Below are 6,425 nucleotides of genomic sequence, written 5' to 3'. Positions count from 1 at the left end.
ATAGGAGCGGAAAAATCCTACTTAGAGTCGACTTTATTTTTTATAAGAAGTTTTAGCTCTATACTATCTTTATTAGCTTTTGGCAGTTGTTTAATTTCTTATAATAGATTAAAAAAAGATAGCATTTTTATTATTGCTTTAATGTATTTAGGATTATCTGTAGGAATAGCATTTGGACAGATAGATTTTCTTAGTTTTTATTATGAAGAATATACTTTATTTAGTTATATTACTGTATCTGCATCTATCTTTAGGATGATTTTATTAATAATAGCAATAATTCCTAAAAGTAAAATACAGACACTCATTGTAAAGAATAAGAAAATATCAATATTATTTGTAATTTTATACACTATAGTATTTGATGTGGTAGAAAAAAATATTAATTTTTTTCAATCTTTCCACAGTACAGACTTTTTTATAATATATAACTATTTTTTAATGGCAATTTATCTCATATCAGCTATAAGACTATTTATTTTAGGTATAAAAGAAAAAGAATATATATTTGTAGTATTGGCTTCTAGTATTTTTATGTTAGCTATTAAAGCAATTTATGCTGTACATGCAGTTAATACCACATCATTTTATGTAAAGTTAACATCAGTGTCTATTACATATACAATATTTTTAATAGTTATTGCAGGTTCTTTTATCGAGTTATATTTATATATAAATAGAACTAAAATACTAAATGACAATTTAAGTCTCTTTTATAATCTAGCAGATAATAATAAACATAGTTTTATGTGTATTTGTAATGAAGATGGAGATATACTATACGGGAATAAGAAGTTTATGGAATATTATGAAATATATTCACCAGAGGATGCGAAAAGATTAAAGTTATATTTTTCATTGTCAAGGAGTCGTATAGATAATAAGAATGAAATTATGGAAAGCTTAAATACTAAAGGAGTATGGAGAGGGATAATTAAAAATTTAGATGGAAATATGTCCATTGATTGCTCTCTTCAAGTTATAGAAACTTTAGGTGATAAAAAAGAGTATGCTGTAACTTATTTGGATATATCACAGGTAATAAATAAAGAATTAGAATTAGAGAAAATGAAGGTATATAATAAAGAAAAAACTGAATTTATGTCTAATATTTCTCATGAACTTAGGACACCAATTAATATTTTTTATTCCACTATACAGCTTTTAGATATTTCACTATTAAAATCAGAGAAAGACTTCAGAGAAGTATATGCAAAATATAAAAGAACTTTACATGTAAATTGTAAAAGAATGTTAAGACTAATTAATAATGTTGTTGATATATCAAAAATTGAAACGGGAATATTAAAAGGTAAGTTCGATTATTATAATCTAATTTCTATAGTAGAAGATGTAACTTTATCTGTTGTAAATTATGCTCATTTAAAGTCAATAAATATACAGTTTGATACAAATGAAGAAGAGTTTATAACAAAGTGCGATCCATCTATGATGGAAAGAGTATTGCTAAATTTACTTTCAAATGCAATAAAATTTACTCCAGAAAATAAAAATATTTACGTAAATATATATGTTAATGATGATTTTGCAGAAATAAATATAAAAGATGAAGGAATAGGCATATCTAAAAGTGATAAAGCTGCTATATTTGAAAGATTTGTTCAAGCAGATAAGTCATTGACTAGAGAAAATGAAGGTAGTGGAATTGGTTTAAGTATAGTAAAATCAATAATTGACCTTCATGGTGGATACATTAGCGTTGAAAGTGAAGTTGGTGAAGGGAGTACTTTTAAAATAATACTTCCAAATAGATATGATGGATATATTAACTATAAAATATATGATATAAATAATTATAATACTGAATTGGAACTATCAGATATATATGAAATATTAGTATAATAAAATCCCCAAATAGGGGATTTTTTATATGCATGGAAACTATATTGTTCTTAAATCTATGAAAAACTCGTGAAACTAAGTAATAACAACGAATATAATGTTTTTTGAGAAAAATAAATGATATAATAAATTCACAATATGATAATGATTATTATTTGTAATGATTAATAAGAATTAATACGGAAGACGATAAGGAGAAATTGACGTGAAAAAGATTAAAGAATTATCAGTGTTAACATTAGCACTTACAACATTCGGATTAATAGGTTGTTCATCTAATGAAGTAGAGCAACAATATACAGATACAAGAGTAGTTGAGACAATAAAAGGAGAAGTATAAATACCTGCTGATTCAAAAAGAATAGTAGATATATCAGGAAGTAGTGAAGAGTTATTATTACTAGGTCATACTGTAGTAGGGACAGCAAACGTAGATTCTTATGATACAGAAAATGTACCATCATATATGAAGGATTCATTAGGTAATACAAAAGTTGTTGGTCACTCAATGATGGAAACTATGGATATAGAAGCAATACTTGCAGCTGAACCAGATTTAATAATAATGGCGCCAAGACAAGAGGAAATATATGATGAGCTAAAAGAAATAGATCCAACAGTAATGCTAGAAGATAAGTCAAATGATTGGGAAGCTAAGTTAACAGATGTTGCTAAGTTATTTGGACAAGAATATGAAGTAAAAAATTGGTTAAATGCTTACTATGAAAAAGCTGAAAAATTAGGTAAGGAAATAAAAGAAGCTAATGGTGAAGATACTACTTACTTAACAGTTTTAGCTAGTTCAGGATCATTTATGGTATTTAGTGAAGGTGGAATAGGAACAGTTTTAAAAGAAGATATGAAATTACCACAACTAACTAATATGCCAAAGCAAGATAGTATAACTCTACCAACTGTTACTATGGAAGGTTTATCAGAAATAGATGCTGACCATACTTCTCTCAAGCTTACAATCCAATAGGAAGAGAATTAATATTAGAGTCTGTTAAGGACGCTGTTTAAAGTAGGTGGGGAGAAAATTTAATTTCCTCACCTACTTTAATTTGAGTCAAGATTGCATTATTAGTGCAATGAGCGAAGTAGAATTTTAAGCAATGGATTTGCCTGAAGCATAGCAAAGGCATATCATTGGCGTTATGAGCGAAGCGAATTTTATAAAGGAGGAGAAGTAATGGGCAAATATAAAAAGAAAAAAATAGCACTTTTAGTTATGATATTAGGACTTGTACTTCTAATAGGTGGAATAGCAGTATCTATATCTCTTGGTGCTAAAAATATAGATTTACAAACTATAATCAGTAGTATTTTTTCCGATGGAAATGATGTAAATATAAAAATAATTCGGGATGTGAGAATACCAAGGGTTCTAGCGGCTGCATTGGTAGGAGGTTTTTTATCCGTATCGGGAGCAATAATGCAAGGTATAACTAGAAACCCAATAACTGAACCATCAGTAATGGGGATTACCCAAGGGGCTACATTTATGATAGCACTAGCTTTAGTTTTATGAAGAATTAATCCAAACTTAGTTCTTGGAAGCTTTTCGCGTATGATATTTGCTTTTTTAGGAGCGAGTATAAGTGGATTATTTGTTTACTTTATAAGTTCAAGAGGTATTAGAAAAGTAGATCCAGTAAAATTAGCGTTAGCTGGAACTGCCATGGGAACTTTATTAATTTCTTTAGCAATGGGGATTTCAATGTATTTTAATTTGTCGCAAGAATTAAGTTTTTGGATAGCTGGAGGATTAACATCTACTAAATGGCAAGGAGTTAATCTACTTTTAATAATAGGTGGAATAGGTTTAGTAGCAGCTATGATAATGGCACCTAAAATAACAATTTTAAGTTTAGGTGAAGAAGTTGCTATAGGTTTAGGGCAAAGAACAAACTTAGTAAGATTTATTTCCTTAATAATAGTAATAGCACTTACTGGAGTATCAGTTTCAGTAGCTGGAAATATAGTATTTGTAGGACTTATAGTACCTCAAATAGTCAGAGGAGTCATAGGAGCAGATTACAAATATATAATACCATTATCCATGGTATTTGGTTCTGTTTTATTAGTATATAGTGATATTATGGCTAGAATGATTAACCAGCCTTATGAGACACCAATGGGATCTTTAACAGCACTATTTGGAGTTCCAATATTTATTTATCTTGTCAGAAAGGAAGGTTAATAAGTTATGAAGAATAAGAAATTTTTATTAGTTACAGGAATATTAATCACTTTAATATTAATAACTTTCCTAGTTAGTTTAAATATGGGTTCTTTATTAATATAGCCTTTAGATGTGATAAAAACTTTTATAGGGAAGGGTCTAAGGCCCATGAGATTGCTATTTTCAAATTAAGATTACCTAGAATTGTGATAGCTATATTAGTTGGAACGGCATTAGCTACAGCAGGAACAATTTTACAAGGTATTACTAAAAATGATTTAGCGGACTCAGGTATACTGGGAATAAACTCAGGTTCAGCGCTTTTTGTAGTAATCTATATTTACTTTATGAATGGAAATGTATATGACGGTGTATGTAATTTAACTATTTTCACAATGCCTATAGTAGCCTTAACTGGAGCCTTATTTGCAGCATTTTTAGTTTATATATTGGCCTGGAATAAGGGTATTAATCCATCTAGATTATTATTAATAGGTATAGGAGTTAGTATAGCTTTTACTTCATTACTCACAATTTTCCAACTTAAATTTACAACGTAAGAATTTAACAGAGTCATGGCCTGGACTTCTGGAAGTATATGGGGTTCTAATTAGAAGTATGTAATAGCAATTTTACCATTTATATTTATGGCTCTTACAGTTTATAAGTCTAGATATTTAGATGCTTTAAACTTAGGTGATGAAGTTGCTACAGGACTTGGTATAGAAGTAGAGAAAGAAAGACGAAAATTAATAATATATGCAGTTGTGTTATCAGGGGTAGCAACTTCTGTATCAGGAAGTATAGGATTTTTAGGACTTGTTGCTTCTCATATAGCAAGAAAATTAGTAGGACCTAAACACAATAAATTAATTCCTACTGCAGCTTTTATAGGTACTCTAATTTTATTAGTTGGGGATACCATAAGTAGAAATATAATAGCACCTATGGAAATTTAGATATAGTAAAGGACTTAAACTTAGAAATACCAAATGGCAAAATAACAACAATTATAGGTGTCAATGGTTGTGGTAAGTATAGTATTTTAAAAACTATTGCAAGAATACTAACACCTAAAAGTGGTGATATATTTATAAATGAAAAAAATATAAAGGAACAAGGTTCGAAGGATTTAGTTAAAACTATGGCTGTATTGCCTCAAAGTCCACAAGCACCAAAGGGACTTACAGTTGAAGAACTAATAGCTTACGGGAGATTTCCATATCAGAAAGGTTTTAGAAAATTTAAAGAAGATGACGAAGACATAGTAACTTGGGCGTTAGAAGTTACAGGAATAAAAGAGTTTAGAGATAGACCAATAGAAGCTTTATCTGGAGGCCGAAGGCAAAGAGCTTGGATAGCTATGGCTCTAGCTCAACAGACAGATATATTAGTGTTAGATGAGCCAACAACTTATTTAGATTTAGCTCATCAGCTGGAAGTATTAAATTTATTACAAGAATTGAATGAAAAACATAAGACAACAATTGTCATGGTTATACATGAATTAAATAATGCAGCAAGATTTGCACATCATATGATAGGAATCAAAAAAGGAAAGATAGCTTGTGGGGGAAGTGAGCATGAAGTTATGACTAAGGAAAACCTTAAAGAACTATTCAACATAGATGCGGAGATAGTGGAAGATCCTAGATGTAAAAAAACTGTATGTATAACTTATGATATGCTAGAATAGGAGATTAAATGGAAAATCAAGAAGCATTAAGAAATGGAAGTATAAGTAAACTATTGGTAAGATACTCAGTATCTGCAATACTTGCTATGATGGTTACTTCATTATACAACACTGTAGATAGAGCATTTATAGGATCTATGAAAAATGTAGGAGCTTTAGCTATATCAGGGCTTGGAATTACAATGCCACTGTTCACCATATTGGGAGCATTTTGTGTTGCCATAGCAGTAGGTGGAATTACTAATGTATCTATTAAATTAGGAGAAGGAAATAAAGAAGAAGCAGAAAAAGTAATGGGTAGTACTGTTGCTTTAGAATTGGTTGTGGGAATTATCATGGTTTTAGTAGGAATATTTTTCTTGGATAAAATACTTTATGCTTTTGGTGCAAGTGATCAGACCATAAAATATGCAAGAGATTATATGAGTATAATATTTGCTGGAGCATGGTTTAATTTACCTGGATTTGCACTTAATAGCTGTATAAGAAAAGAAGGTAATCCAAAGCTGGCTGCAAGAATGATGATAACTTCATGTATTCTTAATTTAATATTAGATCCAATATTTATTTTTGGATTTGATATGAGAATAAAAGGAGCTACTTTAGGTACGGTGATTTGTCAATTATTTATATTTATTTGGTCAACATATTATTTTACCTTAGGGAAATCAAACTTAAAAT

5 protein-coding genes and 2 pseudogenes are annotated in these 6,425 nt (G+C 29.3%); all 7 read left to right on the top strand.

Annotated features, from left to right (window positions below; all coding sequences use genetic code 11):
* A partial coding sequence (locus NSA58_RS13895; protein WP_257560586.1) for a sensor histidine kinase occupies nt 1–1,863 on the top strand: 1,863 nt, incomplete at its 5' end.
* A gap of 205 nt (nt 1,864–2,068) precedes the next feature.
* Nucleotides 2,069–2,203 carry a hypothetical protein gene (locus NSA58_RS20760; protein WP_330652577.1) on the top strand — a complete coding sequence of 45 codons (135 nt, stop codon included), beginning with the start codon at nt 2,069–2,071 and terminating at the stop codon, nt 2,201–2,203.
* Nucleotides 2,204–2,845, top strand: coding sequence for an ABC transporter substrate-binding protein (locus NSA58_RS13890; RefSeq protein ID WP_330652578.1), 642 nt, complete (start codon nt 2,204–2,206; stop codon nt 2,843–2,845).
* Nucleotides 2,846–3,055: 210 nt separating this feature from the next.
* Nucleotides 3,056–4,066, top strand: a pseudogene (locus NSA58_RS13885) (FecCD family ABC transporter permease).
* Between the two features lie 95 nt (nt 4,067–4,161).
* A pseudogene (locus NSA58_RS13880) lies at nt 4,162–5,007 on the top strand (FecCD family ABC transporter permease).
* A gap of 2 nt (nt 5,008–5,009) precedes the next feature.
* Nucleotides 5,010–5,744, top strand: coding sequence for an ABC transporter ATP-binding protein (locus NSA58_RS13875; protein WP_257560587.1), 735 nt, complete (start codon nt 5,010–5,012; stop codon nt 5,742–5,744).
* An 8-nt stretch (nt 5,745–5,752) separates the two neighbouring features.
* On the top strand, nt 5,753–6,425 hold a 673-nt coding region (locus NSA58_RS13870; protein ID WP_257560585.1), incomplete at its 3' end, for an MATE family efflux transporter.

This window comes from Terrisporobacter muris, from assembly GCF_024621905.1.
Lineage (GTDB): Bacteria > Bacillota > Clostridia > Peptostreptococcales > Peptostreptococcaceae > Terrisporobacter > Terrisporobacter muris.
This window is presented reverse-complemented; position numbering and strand designations above follow the sequence as displayed.